Below are 14297 nucleotides of genomic sequence, written 5' to 3' on the forward strand. Positions count from 1 at the left end.
GTTCTTGAAGAATGAAATGGACATGCATTGCTAATTAGGATGTGATAGGTTGGCTAGCTTAGTGCCGCCCAGGTCATATTAAAAGCGGGAGGAGAGACTAATGTGAATTTTGGTGTTCGAGAATTTGAACTCCTGATCTTGGGAAATTCCATTTGCAATGTTAAACCTAAATATACCAGCCTCGGTGTTAAGTCCTAGGCCCAAGCCAAAACTGAATAACTCTTCCTTTAGGTTTAGCACGTTGTTTTCGAAGTAGGCAAGATCTACAATGCTGTGTATGTAAGTGGTGCCATTGAACAGGTAGCGATATTCTGTATTAAGAACAGAAAAAAGGGAGGCGTCAATACTGTTTTCGCTAAATCCCCGAATGCTGTTAATACCACCAAACCGGAAGAGCTCATTGGTAAGGTAATCGTCGCTGGACAGGACGCTGCTTTCACTATTTAAATATATCGAGTTTCTTAAATTAAGATCGAAAATATGGCTAAGTCGTCCCGAAATTCGAAATTGATCTTGAGCGCCAGCGTCATTTTCCCGGGTACCAACTTCCCCATTTAATTCAATTAAGGTTTTAGTGCGGAAGAAGCCCTGTGTTTGAGGGCGTCGGTAAGTAACACCCAAAAGGGCATACCTGGAGTTGTAGTCCTGTACTGGGGATCCCGCAACAACCTCATCCAGTAAATTGCTGGATTCGTAAGCACGATATCCAGTAGACAGGGATAGGCTAGGGCCTGCTTGGTAATGAAACCTAGCTTGTTGGTCGGTTGTGGAGAAGGTGCTGTCCCTTTTAAAAATGGTTAGCTCGCCACTTATCCCAAAAGGAGATTTGAACAAATAAGGCAAAACGGTTTTTACCCTGAAGTTTTGTTGTTCCCGTCCATCTGCCTTATAATTGATTAACAATTGCTCCCCAAAATTCAGGTTGTTGTTTAGTTCTAGGTTCAGGTAGCCGTTAAATTCAATTTTCTGGGTTTCTGGGTTTGTGGCAAACCCGAGGATGCCATCGAAAAGATTGTTGTTTCTTTTTTCAAGATAGAAATACACAGAAGTGGAATCTTTTCTGAATAGTGCTTCTGGTGGTTTCAATGTGTTAACAAACCCAAGATTGTTCAGAAGGTCGTTCTGCCTTGTTATCTTGTCGCGGTCAAAAGTTTTTCCGGTTCGCACCCCGGCATAGTATTTCAGAAAGGACTTCGGAAACTTTTCATAGCCTTTAATCACTATCGCATCTAAAGTCCTTTGAGGGCCGAGCAATATGTTCAAGTTCGCCCTAAGGGTTTTGTCATCCTGCTTTGTGATGTCGGAAAGAGCTATGCGCGCAAATGGATTGCCTTCAAGGCTAAGTTGTTTGTTGAGATAGGAAAGAACTTCCTCCGCATTGCTCATGGGTATGACAAAATGATCTTCGTTCACTTCTTCAGAAACGATAGATAAAATATCCAAGTTCAATTGTTCTGGTTCAAAATGTATTTTCAAAAATTTCCACCGATTTCCCAAATGCAATTTGGCTGCATGGGTGGTGTCGTTCTTTTTACGGATACTTAAGAGCCGGCTTTCAAGAAAACCACGCTTTTGCAATCGAGGCAAAAGGGAGTCAATCTCTAAGGAGAGGGATTTGTAATTCTGATGGCTTGTTTGGGTTTGTAATGAATCTAAAAGCCCATCTGGAAATACAATTTCGGCAGATATTTCCAGCTTCAAATTCTGGGCGCAAGCAGTTTCAGAAATTAGTATACATATATTAAGGTATAAAATAAGATGCAATAAGTGCTTCAAAATACCAACTTTAGGGTCTGTAAAACTAACGCTATTGGTGCGCTTTTCATATCTGTATTTTAAATAATTGTTCCGCAGCCAAAAATAAACTCAGCCGTATTGGATTAATTCAATTTTATTTCTACCTTTGCACGCCCTTTTATAGGGGAAGTTATATCATTTAATTAAGTATAATAAGGAATTATATGCCAACTATTTCACAATTAGTACGAAAAGGAAGAGCCAAAATAACCAAGAAGAGTAAATCGGCTGCTTTAGATTCGTGCCCGCAACGTCGCGGTGTGTGTACACGTGTATATACCACTACTCCTAAGAAACCGAACTCTGCGATGCGTAAAGTAGCGCGTGTTCGTTTGACTAACGGAAAAGAGGTAAACGCATACATCGGCGGTGAGGGACACAACCTTCAAGAGCACTCGATAGTATTGGTTAGAGGTGGAAGGGTAAAGGATTTGCCAGGAGTTAGGTACCACATCGTTCGTGGAGCTTTGGACACCGCAGGTGTTGAAGGTAGAACACAACGTAGGTCTAAGTATGGCGCCAAACGCCCTAAGAAGTAATTTTAAACAGCTTTAAAACGAAGAAATGAGAAAAAGAGCAGCCAAAAAAAGACCGCTTTTACCAGATCCAAGATTTAACGATCAGTTAGTAACGCGTTTTGTGAACAACTTAATGTGGGACGGTAAGAAGTCGGTGGCTTTCAAAATTTTCTACGATGCAATCGATATCGTAGACGAGAAAAAACAAGACGAAGAAAAATCGGCTTTGGAACTTTGGAAAGACGCACTTTCCAATGTAATGCCTCACGTAGAGGTTCGCAGCCGAAGAGTAGGAGGGGCTACTTTCCAAATCCCTATGCAAATACGTCCAGACCGTAAGATTTCAACTGCTATGAAGTGGTTAATCGGTTATGCTAGAAAGCGTAACGAAAAGTCGATGGCGCAAAAATTAGCTGCTGAGATTTTGGCAGCTGCTAAAGAAGAAGGTGCTGCAGTTAAGAAGCGTGTAGATACGCACAAGATGGCTGAAGCAAATAAAGCATTCTCACACTTTAGATTCTAATAAAAAATGGCAAGAGATTTAAAACTTACTAGAAATATAGGTATTGCTGCGCACATTGATGCCGGTAAGACTACCACTACAGAGCGTATCCTTTATTATACTGGGGTAAGCCATAAGATTGGAGAAGTTCACGATGGTGCTGCTACTATGGACTGGATGGAGCAAGAGCAGGAAAGAGGTATTACCATTACTTCTGCAGCTACTACATGTACTTGGAAATTCCCAATCGAAAATGGACAGCCAACAGATGAAACTAAAGGTTACCATTTTAACATCATCGATACTCCTGGTCACGTAGACTTTACAGTAGAGGTGAACCGTTCTTTACGTGTATTGGACGGATTGGTTTTCTTGTTTAGTGCAGTAGATGGTGTGGAGCCACAATCTGAAACTAACTGGAGATTGGCAGATAACTATAAAGTACCTCGTATTGGTTTCGTGAATAAAATGGACCGTCAAGGATCTAACTTTATGGGTGTTTGTCAGCAAGTAAAAGATATGTTGGGATCCAATGCTGTGCCAATTGTTATGAACATTGGTGATGAGGCAGATTTTAAAGGTATCGTAGACTTGGTGAAGAACCGTGCTATTGTTTGGCATGATGAGACGCAGGGAGCTACTTTCGATGTAATCGAAATTCCTGAGGATTTGAAGGCGGAAGCTGCTGAACTAAGAGGTAAGCTTATTGAAGAGGTTGCTGCGTATGACGAAGATCTTTTAGAGAAGTACATGGAGGACGAAAACTCTATTACTGAAGAAGAAATTCACGCTGCATTGCGTGCTGCCGTAATGGATATGTCTATCATTCCTATGATCTGTGGTTCTGCATTTAAAAATAAAGGAGTTCAATTCTTGTTAGATGCTGTATGTCGTTACCTTCCATCTCCTGTAGATAGGGATGCGATTATTGGAACCGACCCAGATACCGAAGAAGAAATAAGCCGTAAGCCAGATGTGAAAGATCCTTTTGCAGCTTTGGCATTTAAGATTGCTACCGATCCTTTCGTAGGACGTTTGGCATTCTTCCGTACCTATTCTGGTCGTTTAGATGCAGGTTCTTATGTGTTGAACAACCGATCGGGTAAGAAAGAGCGTATCTCTCGTATCTACCAAATGCATTCCAATAAACAAAATGCTATCGATTTTATCGAAGCTGGTGATATTGGTGCAGCTGTAGGATTTAAAGATATTAAGACAGGTGATACCCTTTCTGCTGAGAAATCTCCAATCGTATTGGAATCTATGGATTTCCCAGATCCGGTAATTGGTATTGCTGTAGAGCCTAAAACAAAGGCGGACGTGGATAAATTGGGTATGGCTTTGGCAAAATTGGCCGAAGAGGATCCAACATTCCAAGTGCGTACTGACGAGGCTTCTGGTCAAACAGTTATCTCTGGTATGGGAGAGCTTCACTTAGATATTATCGTGGATCGTTTGAAGCGTGAGTTTAAGGTGGAAGTGAACCAAGGTAAGCCTCAGGTAGAGTACAAAGAAGCGATTACGCGTGATGCGGATCACAGAGAAGTATATAAGAAACAAACAGGGGGTCGTGGTAAATTTGCGGATATCGTATTTACACTAGGGCCAGCCGATGAAGGAAAAGTTGGTCTTGAATTCGTTAACAATATTAAAGGTGGTAATATTCCTAAAGAATTTATCCCTTCAGTTGAAAAAGGATTCAAAGCCGCTATGAAAAACGGTCCTTTAGCTGGATTCGAAGTAGACAGTATGAAAGTGACTCTTAAGGATGGTTCATTCCACCCTGTAGATTCCGATCAGTTGTCATTCGAATTGGCTGCGAAGCTTGGTTTCAAGAACGTAGCAAAATCTGCTGGAGCTGTAATTATGGAGCCTATTATGAAATTGGAGGTATTAACTCCAGAAGAAAACATGGGTGATATTGTAGGAGACCTTAACCGTCGTCGTGGTCAAGTAAATGACATGAGCGACCGTGCAGGATCTAAAGTTGTTAAGGCAGAAGTGCCACTTTCTGAAATGTTTGGTTATGTAACCACATTGAGAACGTTGTCTTCGGGTCGTGCAACTTCTACCATGGAATTTTCACATTATGCAGAAACCCCTTCTAATATTTCAGAAGAGGTGATTGCAGCAGCAAGAGGAACCGCTAACGTATAAATAATCAGCAATGAGTCAAAAAATTAGAATCAAATTAAAATCTTACGATCATAATTTAGTGGACAAATCTGCTGAGAAAATCGTAAAGACCGTAAAAAGTACCGGTGCTGTAGTAACAGGTCCTATTCCTTTACCTACGCACAAAAAGATCTTTACCGTGTTGCGTTCGCCACACGTGAATAAGAAGAGTAGAGAGCAGTTTCAACTAAGTTCTTACAAGCGCTTGTTGGACATCTACAGTTCTTCATCAAAAACCATCGATGCTCTTATGAAATTAGAGCTTCCAAGTGGTGTAGAAGTAGAGATCAAGGTGTAAGTATACCTCCAGAATTATCTGGAAGACATGTCCTGAGCTGCGGGCGAGGGAAAAACGGAAACAAAATAACATTCGGGGTCGAATTTATTTTGACCCCGATTTTTTAGAAAGGGTTTCCGAGAAAAAAAGTAAATAAGTAATAACTATAAATTAGTAAATATGTCTGGGTTAATTGGAAGAAAGATAGGGATGACCAGCATCTTCGACGAGAACGGAAAGAATATTCCGTGTACCGTTATAGAGGCAGGCCCCTGTGTTGTTACCCAAGTCAGAACCAAAGAGGTTGACGGGTATGAAGCTCTTCAGCTTGGTTTCGATGACAAAAAGACTGCTAACAAAGCTGCCGATGGGCATGCTAAAAAAGCGGGAACCGCTGCAAAGCGTAAAGTTGTTGAATTCCAAGGATTTGAAGAGGAGTATAAATTAGGTGATACTATTACGGTAGAGCACTTTATCGAAGGTGAGTTCGTGGATGTTGCAGGAACTAGCAAAGGTAAAGGTTTCCAAGGGGTTGTAAAACGCCATGGTTTTGCGGGAGTGGGTCAAGCTACTCACGGTCAGCATAACCGATTAAGAGCACCTGGTTCCATTGGTGCGGCATCGTATCCTGCACGAGTATTCAAAGGGATGCGTATGGCTGGACAAATGGGGAATGAGAAAGTGAAAGTACAAAACTTGAGAGTGTTAAAAGTAGTTGCTGAAAAGAACCTGCTTGTTGTGAAAGGGTGTGTGCCAGGTCACAAAAACGCTTACGTAACGATTCAGAAATAATGAAGGTAGCTGTATTAGATAAAAACGGAAAAGACACGGGTAGAAAGGCAGACCTTTCTAAGGACGTGTTCGGTATTGAGCCTAATAATCATGCTGTGTACCTTGATGTAAAACAGTACTTGGCAAATCAGCGTCAAGGAACCCACAAATCCAAGGAGCGTGGTGAGATTACTGGTAGTACCCGTAAGATCAAAAAGCAAAAAGGAACTGGTACGGCCCGTGCGGGAAGTATCAAGTCTGGTGTGTTTAAAGGAGGAGGAAGAATGTTCGGTCCAAGACCAAGGAATTACTCCTTTAAATTGAACAAAAATGTAAAGCGTTTGGCACGTAAATCTGCCCTTACAATGAAGGCAAATGATAAGTCAATCGTTGTGCTTGAGGACTTTACGTTAGATGCGCCAAAGACCAAAGAGTTCACTGCTGTTTTGAAGAAGCTAGGACTGGAGAACAAAAAATCTTTGTTTGTGTTGGGAGAGTCGAATAATAATGTATATTTGTCGTCTCGTAATTTGAAAGGCACTGAAGTTGTAACTAACTCAGAATTAAGCACTTACAAAATTATGAACGCAAACAGCCTAGTGTTGTTTGAAGGTTCTTTGGAAGGAATTGAAGAAAACTTAAGTAAATAGAAATAAGATGGATATCTTAATTAAACCTATTATTACAGAAAAAGCTACAAGGGATGCGGAAGACAATAACCGTTTCACTTTTGTAGTAAACTCAAAGGCGAACAAGATTGAAATCAAAAAAGCAGTTGAGGCTGCTTATGGGGTTTCTGTTACTACAGTTCGCACAATGAATGTCCGCCCAGATAGACGTGTTCGTTATACGAAAACGGGTATCCAAACTGGTAAAACAAACGCTTATAAAAAAGCAATTGTACAGGTGGCGGAAGGTGATACAATCGATTTTTACGCAAACATCTAATCTAATTTAGATTTAAAAAGACAACAATGTCAGTAAGAAAGTTAAAACCAATCACCCCAGGACAGCGTTTTAGAGTTGTAAATGGATTTGACGCCATTACAACTGATAAGCCGGAGAAGAGTTTATTAGCTCCGAAAAAACGTTCTGGAGGTAGAAACAGTCAAGGAAAAATGACCATGCGCTACAAAGGTGGTGGTCATAAAAGAAGATATAGAATTATCGACTTTAAACGCAACAAGCATGGAATTCCTGCTACAGTTGCCTCTATTGAATACGATCCAAACCGTACAGCATTTATCGCTTTGTTAAACTATCAAGATGGTGAGAAGCGATATGTAATTGCTCAAAACGGACTTCAAGTAGGTCAAAACATCGTTTCAGGTGAAAAAGTGGCTCCAGAAATTGGAAATGCCATGACCTTAGCAAATATCCCATTAGGTACTATTGTTTCCTGTTTAGAGTTACGTCCCGGTCAAGGGGCCGTAATGGCTCGTAGTGCTGGTGCATTCGCACAGCTTATGGCAAGGGACGGTAAGTATGCAACGGTTAAATTGCCTTCTGGTGAAACCCGTTTGATCCTCGTTACATGTATGGCAACAATTGGAGCCGTATCTAACAGTGATCACCAATTGTTGGTATCTGGTAAAGCAGGTAGATCAAGATGGTTAGGTAGAAGGCCTCGTACGAGACCAGTTGTAATGAACCCTGTTGATCACCCAATGGGTGGTGGTGAAGGTAAATCTTCTGGAGGACACCCAAGATCTAGAAACGGAATCCCAGCAAAAGGATATAGAACCCGTTCTAAGACAAAAGCGAGTAATAAATACATAATCGAACGTAGAAAGAAATAAGCTATGGCAAGATCATTAAAAAAAGGACCATACGTTCACTATAAGTTAGAGAAGAAAGTGCTAGCAAATGTGGAGGCCAATAAGAAGACTGTGATTAAAACTTGGTCACGTGCTTCTATGATTACTCCGGATTTTGTTGGGCAGACCATTGCAGTACATAATGGACGTCAATTTGTTCCTGTATATGTAACTGAAAACATGGTAGGACATAAACTAGGAGAATTTTCACCTACAAGATCATTCCGTGGTCACGCTGGTGCAAAAAATAAAGGAAAAAAATAATAGGCCATGGGAGTTCGTAAAAGAGAAAGAGCAGAGCAAATCAAGGAGGCGAAGAAGACTCAATACTTCGCTAAGTTGAACAATTGCCCTACATCACCGAGAAAGATGCGCTTAGTAGCGGATTTGGTAAGAGGTGAGAAAGTAGATAAAGCGCTTAATATTTTAAGATTCAGTCAAAAAGAAGCTTCACGCCGTTTGGAGAAGTTGTTACTTTCTGCAATTGCCAACTGGCAAGCAAAGAACGAAGATGCTTCTATTGAGGATGCAGATCTTTTTATTAAGGAAATCCGTGTAGATGGTGGTACTATGTTGAAAAGACTTCGTACTGCGCCACAAGGACGCGCTCACAGAATCAGAAAACGTTCCAACCACGTAACATTGGTGCTTGGAGCTAACGATAACACACAAAGCTAAATTTAAATGGGACAGAAGACAAATCCAATCGGAAACCGCTTAGGTATCATTAGAGGATGGGAATCCAACTGGTACGGAGGTAACGACTACGGCGATAAATTGGCCGAGGACGATAAGATTAGAAAATATGTTCACGCTCGTTTAAGTAAAGCTAGTGTGTCTAGGGTAATCATCGAAAGAACCCTGAAACTTGTAACCGTTACTATCACTACAGCCCGTCCCGGTATCATTATCGGTAAAGGAGGTCAAGAGGTAGACAAGTTAAAGGAAGAGCTTAAGAAGATTACTGGTAAAGAAGTACAGATCAACATTCATGAGATCAAGAGACCAGAATTGGATTCTTACTTGGTAGCTGCCAGTGTTGCTCGACAAATTGAAAATCGAATTTCATACCGTCGTGCGATTAAAATGGCTATTGCTGCAGCTATGCGTATGAATGCCGAAGGTATCAAGATTCAAATCTCTGGACGTCTAAACGGTGCTGAAATGGCACGTAGTGAAGCGTACAAAGATGGTCGTATTCCTTTATCGACTTTTAGAGCCGACATAGACTATGCTTTGGTAGAAGCTCATACTACTTATGGTAGACTGGGTGTAAAAGTATGGATTATGAAAGGTGAAGTATATGGAAAAAGAGAGCTTTCTCCGCTAGTTGGTTTATCCAAGAAAGGTGGAAAAGGTGGTTCTGGTCGAGGTGGTAACAACAAATCACGTCGTAACAGAAAGTAATTTTTTAAAGAGAAAAGAAGATGTTACAACCTAAAAGAACAAAATTCCGTAAACAGCAGAAAGGACGTATGAAAGGTAATGCTGGTCGTGGTAATCAGTTGTCATACGGAACTTTTGGTATTAAGTCTTTAGAATCGAATTTCTTGACAGCACGTCAAATAGAGGCCGCTCGTATTGCAGCTACCCGTTATATGAAAAGGGAAGGTTCCTTGTGGATCATGATCTTTCCAGATAAGCCAATTACCAAGAAACCTCTCGAGGTACGTATGGGTAAAGGTAAGGGTGCCGTAGAGTACTGGGCAGCTGTAGTAAAACCTGGAAGGGTTTTGTTTGAAGTGGCTGGAGTTCCTTTAGAAGTTGCCAAAGAAGCATTGCGATTGGCAGCTCAGAAACTTCCGGTGAAAACCAAGTTTTTGATTTCAAGAGACTATCAAGCTTAATTTTTAGAATTGTCAATATGAAACAATCAGAAATAATAGAAGCATCAACAGCGGAGCTACAAGAGCGTTTGGCTGAACTTAAAAAGGCCTCAACGGATCTAAAAATAGCACACGCTATATCACCGTTGGAAAATCCAATTCAATTAAGAGGTCACAGAAGAGCCATTGCTAGAATTGCGACAGAACTAACTAAAAGAGAGGTGCAATAATTGTACGAAGCTGAAAGATGGAAAAAAGAAATTTAAGAAAAGAGCGTATTGGTGTAGTAACTTCTAACAAAATGGAAAAATCCATTGTTGTTTCAGAGGTGAAAAAAGTAAAGCACCCTATGTATGGAAAGTTCGTTTTGAAGACGAAGAAGTACGTAGCACACGACGAGAAAAACGACTGCAACGAAGGGGATACTGTTAAGATCATGGAAACACGACCTATGAGTAAAACCAAATGTTGGAGATTAGTAGAAATCATTGAAAGAGCTAAGTAATCATGGTACAACAAGAATCAAGACTAAAAGTAGCAGATAACACCGGGGCTAAGGAAGTACTTACCATCCGTGTGTTAGGAGGTACAAAGAAACGTTACGCTTCTATTGGAGACAAAATTGTGGTTACTGTAAAGGAAGCAACTCCTAACGGAAATGTAAAAAAAGGTACGGTTTCTACAGCTGTGGTTGTGCGTACCGTAAAAGAAGTTAGAAGACCTGACGGATCTTATATCCGTTTCGACGACAACGCATGTGTATTATTAGGTCCTCAAGGGGAAATGAGAGGTACTCGTGTATTTGGTCCGGTGGCAAGAGAGCTTCGCGACAAGCAATTCATGAAAATAGTATCATTGGCACCTGAGGTGCTTTAATGCGAAAGTAAGATGGCAAAGCTTAAGATAAAAACAGGAGACAACGTAATCGTAACCGCTGGGGACCATAAAGGATCCGAGGGTAAAGTGCTACGTATTTTCCTTGAAAAGAACAAAGCAATTGTAGAAGGAGTAAACATTGTAAAGAAACATGAGAAGCCTAGTGCTGCAAACCCTCAAGGTGGAATTACAGAGAAAGAAGCTCCTATTCATATCTCTAACCTATCTATTGTAGATCCTAAATCAGGTGAAGCAACACGCGTAGGGTACAGAATGGAAGATGGTAAAAAAGTACGGTTTTCTAAAAAATCGCAACAAGCAATATAGTTATGGGATATACACCAAGACTTAAAGAAGAATACAAGAGCAAGGTAATTACCGCTCTTATGGATGAGTTCGGTTACAAGAACGTTATGCAGGTACCAAAATTGCAGAGCATCGTAGTATCTCGTGGAGTTGGTAATGCAGTAGCCGATAAGAAATTGATCGAGTATTCCGTAGACGAATTGACCAATATTACGGGTCAGAGAGCAGTTCCAACCATTTCCAAAAAGGATGTGGCTACTTTCAAACTTCGTAAAGGAATGCCCATTGGAGCAAAAGTTACATTACGTGGAGAACGTATGTATGAGTTCTTAGATCGTTTAATTACCTCTGCATTGCCACGTGTACGTGACTTTGGAGGAATTAAAGCTACTGGATTCGATGGTAGAGGTAACTACTCTTTAGGAGTTACCGAACAAATCATCTTTCCAGAGATCGATATCGACAAGGTAAAGAAAATCGAAGGGATGAACATCACTTTCGTTACTTCTGCCGAAACCGATAAAGAAGCAAAATCATTATTGTCTGAACTAGGATTACCTTTTAAAAAGAACTAAGATGGCTAAAGAATCAATGAAAGCCCGCGAGGTGAAAAGAGCAAAAACGGTAGCGAAGTATGCTGAAAAGCGCAAAGCTTTGAAAGAAGCTGGTGACTACGAAGCACTTCAGAAACTGCCAAAAAATGCATCTCCTATCCGTATGCACAATCGTTGCAAATTAACAGGTAGACCTAAAGGGTATATGAGACAGTTTGGTATTTCACGTGTAACTTTTCGTGAAATGGCTAACCAAGGATTAATTCCCGGTGTTAGAAAAGCTAGCTGGTAGTAAATTATAAATGGGTAGAAGGTTTGGCAAAAGCCGAAAACCGTTACCGTAAATTAGGATAAATGACAACAGATCCAATCGCAGATTTTCTAACTAGGGTTAGAAATGCAGTAAAAGCAGGACACAGAGTAGTTGAAGTCCCTGCTTCAAATGTTAAAAAAGAGATTACCAAGATCCTATTCGATCAAGGATTCGTATTGAGCTACAAATTTGAGGACAAAGGACCCCAAGGGACCATTAAGATTGCCCTTAAATATGACAAGCTTACCAAAGATCCGGTAATCAAGAAGATTCAAAGAATTAGTAAACCAGGTTTACGTAAGTATTCAGGTGCTTCCGAAATGCCTCGTATATTGAATGGTTTGGGTGTCGCTATTGTTTCTACTTCAGCTGGAGTAATGACAGGAAAGCAAGCTCAATCTCAGAATGTAGGTGGTGAGGTACTTTGTTACGTATACTAATTTAATAAAGACTAGAAATGTCAAGAATAGGTAAAAGCCCAGTAGCAATCCCAGACGGTGTGACCGTAGAGGTGAATGAAAATGTAGTTACCGTAAAAGGGAAGTTAGGCGAGTTAACTCAGGAGATATCCGATGTTAGCGTAAAAGTAGAAGAAGGAAACGTTGTTTTAGAGCGTCCTTCCGATGCCAAAGATCACAGAGCAAAACACGGGTTGTACCGTGCTCTTGTAGCCAATATGGTTAAAGGTGTATCCGAAGGATGGTCCAAAGAACTAGAATTGGTAGGAGTAGGTTACCGTGCCAGCAACCAAGGCAACAAATTGGATTTGGCCATTGGTTTTTCTCACAATATTGTTATGGACATTGCTCCCGAAGTTAAAGTGGAGACCGTAAGTGAGAAAGGAAAAAATCCTATTGTAAAATTAACCTCGCATGACAAGCAATTGGTAGGGCAGGTAGCGGCTAAGATCCGTGGCTTCCGTAAACCAGAACCTTACAAAGGGAAAGGAATCAAGTTTGTTGGTGAGATCATTAGAAGAAAAGCAGGTAAATCTGCATAAGAAATTAAGTTATGGCATTATCTAAAAGCGACAGAAGAGATCGCATCCGTTTCAGAATTAGAAAGTCGGTTTCTGGTACCGAGCAACGACCACGTTTGGCGGTTTTCAGAAGCAATAAAGAAATTTATGCGCAACTTATTGACGATGTAAATGGTAAAACCATTACCGCTGCATCTTCAAGAGATAAAGATATAGATGCTTCCAAGGCGAACAAGTCGGAAGTAGCAAAATTGGTAGGTAAAGCAATTGCCGAAAAAGCTGTAAAAGCTGGAGTTGAAAGCATTACTTTTGACCGCGGAGGTTACCTATACCATGGAAGAGTTAAATCATTGGCTGAAGGAGCTCGCGAGGGCGGACTAAAATTCTAAGAATATGTATCAAAATTATAAAAACGTAGAAACAGTTAAGCCCGGAGGTCTAGAATTGAAAGACCGTTTGGTTGGTGTACAACGTGTTACCAAAGTAACCAAGGGAGGTAGAGCTTTCGGATTTTCAGCTATCGTAGTGGTTGGTGATGAAAATGGAGTAGTAGGTCAAGGACTTGGAAAGTCTAAAGATGTTGCTAGTGCCATTGCCAAAGCAATTGAAGACGCAAAAAAGAACTTGGTACGTATTCCTCTTAATAAAGGAACACTTCCTCACGAGCAAAAAGGAAAGTACGGTGGAGCTAGAGTAACCTTGTTACCTGCTGCTCCTGGTACGGGGGTAATTGCCGGTGGTGCAGTTCGTGCCGTATTGGAAGCCGTTGGAGTTCACGATGTATTGTCAAAATCTCAAGGATCTTCTAACCCTCACAACGTAGTAAAGGCAACTTTCGATGCTCTATTGCAAATGAGAAGCGCCCAAACCGTTGCGAGACAAAGAGGAATTTCATTAGAGAAATTGTATAAAGGATAAAATTACTGAAGAGTTATGGCAAAGATTAAAGTAACAAAGGTACGCAGTGCGATCAAGCGCTCGCAAAACCAAAAGAGAACCCTTGAAGCTCTAGGCCTGAAAAAAATTGGTCAAACAGTGGAGCATGAGGATACGCCAAATATTCTTGGTATGATAAAAAAAGTTAATCACCTAGTTTCTGTTGAGACTAAATAAGATATTGAACAATGGATTTAAGTAATTTAAAACCAGCTGAAGGTTCGGTTAAAAAACAAGGAAAGCGCGTAGGACGTGGGCAAGGTTCCGGTAAAGGTGGTACCGCTACCCGTGGACACAAAGGGGCTAAGTCACGTTCTGGTTACTCCAAGAAACTAGGATTCGAAGGAGGGCAGATGCCATTACAGCGTCGTGTGCCTAAGTTCGGTTTCAAGAACATTAACCGTAAGGAGTACCAAGGAGTAAACTTGGATACACTTCAGGCGTTAGTAGACAACAAGAAAATTAAGGATACTGTAGATTTTGATACTATGGTAAGTCTAAGACTTGCTGGTAAGAACGAGATGGTAAAGATCTTGGGAAGAGGCGAGCTAAAAGCTAAATTGAAAGTATCTGCTCATAAGTTTACTGCTTCTGCAAAAGCGGCTATCGAAGCTGCAGGAGGTGAAGCTGTAGAACTTTAATTATTTATA

The 14297-nt window shown here is 40.8% G+C and carries 25 protein-coding genes; 24 read left to right on the top strand and 1 reads right to left on the bottom strand.

Annotation, left to right across the window (positions count from 1 at the left end; translation table 11 throughout):
• Positions 1 to 78 precede the first annotated feature (78 nt).
• Positions 79 to 1776, bottom strand: coding sequence for a POTRA domain-containing protein (locus tag AC6JAD_RS10230; protein WP_461304929.1), 1698 nt, complete (start codon positions 1774 to 1776; stop codon positions 79 to 81).
• 185 nt (positions 1777 to 1961) lie between these two features.
• Between AC6JAD_RS10230 and rpsL the strand changes: the two genes are divergently transcribed.
• From rpsL to rplO, 24 genes are all read left to right on the top strand, one after another.
• Positions 1962 to 2336, top strand: a complete 375-nt coding sequence (gene rpsL, locus AC6JAD_RS10235) for a 30S ribosomal protein S12 (protein ID WP_024770883.1) — start codon at positions 1962 to 1964, stop codon at positions 2334 to 2336.
• A gap of 25 nt (positions 2337 to 2361) precedes the next feature.
• Complete coding sequence (rpsG, locus tag AC6JAD_RS10240) at positions 2362 to 2838, top strand: 30S ribosomal protein S7 (protein WP_461304928.1); 477 nt, start codon at positions 2362 to 2364, stop codon at positions 2836 to 2838.
• A gap of 6 nt (positions 2839 to 2844) precedes the next feature.
• Complete coding sequence (gene fusA / locus AC6JAD_RS10245; RefSeq protein ID WP_461304927.1) at positions 2845 to 4974, top strand: elongation factor G; 2130 nt, start codon at positions 2845 to 2847, stop codon at positions 4972 to 4974.
• Between the two features lie 10 nt (positions 4975 to 4984).
• Positions 4985 to 5290, top strand: coding sequence for a 30S ribosomal protein S10 (rpsJ, locus tag AC6JAD_RS10250; RefSeq protein ID WP_010181931.1), 306 nt, complete (start codon positions 4985 to 4987; stop codon positions 5288 to 5290).
• Positions 5291 to 5449: 159 nt separating this feature from the next.
• Entirely contained in the window at positions 5450 to 6061 is a 612-nt protein-coding gene (rplC, locus tag AC6JAD_RS10255) for a 50S ribosomal protein L3 (protein ID WP_461304926.1), read from the top strand.
• Positions 6061 to 6690 (top strand): 50S ribosomal protein L4, encoded by a 630-nt coding sequence (gene rplD / locus AC6JAD_RS10260; protein ID WP_461304925.1) that lies wholly within the window; start codon positions 6061 to 6063, stop codon positions 6688 to 6690. The genes rplC and rplD overlap by 1 nt, the downstream gene beginning before the upstream one ends.
• A gap of 7 nt (positions 6691 to 6697) precedes the next feature.
• Positions 6698 to 6988, top strand: a complete 291-nt coding sequence (gene rplW, locus AC6JAD_RS10265; protein WP_461304924.1) for a 50S ribosomal protein L23 — start codon at positions 6698 to 6700, stop codon at positions 6986 to 6988.
• A 26-nt stretch (positions 6989 to 7014) separates the two neighbouring features.
• Positions 7015 to 7839 (top strand): 50S ribosomal protein L2, encoded by an 825-nt coding sequence (gene rplB / locus AC6JAD_RS10270; RefSeq protein WP_461304923.1) that lies wholly within the window; start codon positions 7015 to 7017, stop codon positions 7837 to 7839.
• A gap of 3 nt (positions 7840 to 7842) precedes the next feature.
• Entirely contained in the window at positions 7843 to 8121 is a 279-nt protein-coding gene (gene rpsS, locus AC6JAD_RS10275; protein WP_461304922.1) for a 30S ribosomal protein S19, read from the top strand.
• 6 nt (positions 8122 to 8127) lie between these two features.
• Positions 8128 to 8535, top strand: coding sequence for a 50S ribosomal protein L22 (gene rplV, locus AC6JAD_RS10280; RefSeq protein ID WP_272863812.1), 408 nt, complete (start codon positions 8128 to 8130; stop codon positions 8533 to 8535).
• Between the two features lie 6 nt (positions 8536 to 8541).
• On the top strand, positions 8542 to 9264 hold the full coding sequence (gene rpsC / locus AC6JAD_RS10285; protein ID WP_461304921.1) for a 30S ribosomal protein S3: 723 nt from the start codon (positions 8542 to 8544) through the stop codon (positions 9262 to 9264).
• A gap of 20 nt (positions 9265 to 9284) precedes the next feature.
• Complete coding sequence (gene rplP, locus AC6JAD_RS10290) at positions 9285 to 9704, top strand: 50S ribosomal protein L16 (RefSeq protein WP_461304920.1); 420 nt, start codon at positions 9285 to 9287, stop codon at positions 9702 to 9704.
• A gap of 17 nt (positions 9705 to 9721) precedes the next feature.
• Entirely contained in the window at positions 9722 to 9913 is a 192-nt protein-coding gene (rpmC, locus tag AC6JAD_RS10295) for a 50S ribosomal protein L29 (RefSeq protein ID WP_461304919.1), read from the top strand.
• 17 nt (positions 9914 to 9930) lie between these two features.
• Positions 9931 to 10188, top strand: coding sequence for a 30S ribosomal protein S17 (gene rpsQ, locus AC6JAD_RS10300; RefSeq protein ID WP_104812864.1), 258 nt, complete (start codon positions 9931 to 9933; stop codon positions 10186 to 10188).
• A gap of 2 nt (positions 10189 to 10190) precedes the next feature.
• Positions 10191 to 10559: a 50S ribosomal protein L14 gene (rplN, locus tag AC6JAD_RS10305; protein WP_461304918.1), complete on the top strand. Its 369-nt coding sequence runs from the start codon at positions 10191 to 10193 to the stop codon at positions 10557 to 10559.
• Between the two features lie 12 nt (positions 10560 to 10571).
• Positions 10572 to 10886 carry a 50S ribosomal protein L24 gene (gene rplX, locus AC6JAD_RS10310; RefSeq protein WP_461304917.1) on the top strand — a complete coding sequence of 105 codons (315 nt, stop codon included), beginning with the start codon at positions 10572 to 10574 and terminating at the stop codon, positions 10884 to 10886.
• Between the two features lie 2 nt (positions 10887 to 10888).
• On the top strand, positions 10889 to 11440 hold the full coding sequence (gene rplE / locus AC6JAD_RS10315; RefSeq protein ID WP_461304916.1) for a 50S ribosomal protein L5: 552 nt from the start codon (positions 10889 to 10891) through the stop codon (positions 11438 to 11440).
• Between the two features lies 1 nt (position 11441).
• Positions 11442 to 11711: a 30S ribosomal protein S14 gene (gene rpsN / locus AC6JAD_RS10320; RefSeq protein ID WP_272863804.1), complete on the top strand. Its 270-nt coding sequence runs from the start codon at positions 11442 to 11444 to the stop codon at positions 11709 to 11711.
• Positions 11712 to 11773: 62 nt separating this feature from the next.
• A complete protein-coding gene (rpsH, locus tag AC6JAD_RS10325) occupies positions 11774 to 12172 on the top strand; it encodes a 30S ribosomal protein S8 (RefSeq protein WP_461304915.1) in 399 nt (132 codons plus the stop codon).
• A gap of 17 nt (positions 12173 to 12189) precedes the next feature.
• On the top strand, positions 12190 to 12732 hold the full coding sequence (rplF, locus tag AC6JAD_RS10330; protein WP_461304914.1) for a 50S ribosomal protein L6: 543 nt from the start codon (positions 12190 to 12192) through the stop codon (positions 12730 to 12732).
• Positions 12733 to 12743: 11 nt separating this feature from the next.
• A complete protein-coding gene (gene rplR, locus AC6JAD_RS10335; protein ID WP_461304913.1) occupies positions 12744 to 13100 on the top strand; it encodes a 50S ribosomal protein L18 in 357 nt (118 codons plus the stop codon).
• Positions 13101 to 13104: 4 nt separating this feature from the next.
• Positions 13105 to 13629: a 30S ribosomal protein S5 gene (rpsE, locus tag AC6JAD_RS10340; RefSeq protein WP_461304912.1), complete on the top strand. Its 525-nt coding sequence runs from the start codon at positions 13105 to 13107 to the stop codon at positions 13627 to 13629.
• A gap of 15 nt (positions 13630 to 13644) precedes the next feature.
• On the top strand, positions 13645 to 13824 hold the full coding sequence (gene rpmD / locus AC6JAD_RS10345) for a 50S ribosomal protein L30 (protein WP_461304911.1): 180 nt from the start codon (positions 13645 to 13647) through the stop codon (positions 13822 to 13824).
• 11 nt (positions 13825 to 13835) lie between these two features.
• Complete coding sequence (rplO, locus tag AC6JAD_RS10350) at positions 13836 to 14288, top strand: 50S ribosomal protein L15 (RefSeq protein ID WP_461304910.1); 453 nt, start codon at positions 13836 to 13838, stop codon at positions 14286 to 14288.
• Positions 14289 to 14297 lie beyond the last annotated feature (9 nt).

It is taken from the genome of Aureisphaera sp., from assembly GCF_059726885.1.